General features: G+C 55.5%; 1 protein-coding gene. It reads left to right on the top strand.

Annotation, left to right across the window (positions count from 1 at the left end; genetic code table 11):
* Nucleotides 1-216, top strand: a 216-nt coding sequence (locus MOV75_RS42185) for a hypothetical protein (RefSeq protein ID WP_247008795.1), incomplete at its 5' end; no start/stop codon positions are given.
* Between the last annotated feature and the right edge of the window lie 40 nt (nucleotides 217-256).

Below are 256 nucleotides of genomic sequence, written 5' to 3'. Positions count from 1 at the left end.
GATATCCTCTTGCCAGAGCTTATTAATCGTCTCATTCCGGCAACTCTCGATCCTGTTCTTGAGGCGCGCGATATCCTCGCCGATCTGATCGATCATTGTCAGTTGCTCGGCAAAAGGCAGCAACCGAGGATCGGGAGCGGCATGTATCTTCCGCACCGCTGCGGTGCAGGCGGCGATGATAGCGGCATCGATCTTGTCGTTCTTGGCCCGCTGTAAATGGAATTTGGCATAGGCTCGGACCTGAGCCGGCTGAAAC

The organism is Bradyrhizobium sp. PRIMUS42 (assembly GCF_023006515.1).
GTDB lineage: Bacteria > Pseudomonadota > Alphaproteobacteria > Rhizobiales > Xanthobacteraceae > Bradyrhizobium.
This window is presented reverse-complemented; position numbering and strand designations above follow the sequence as displayed.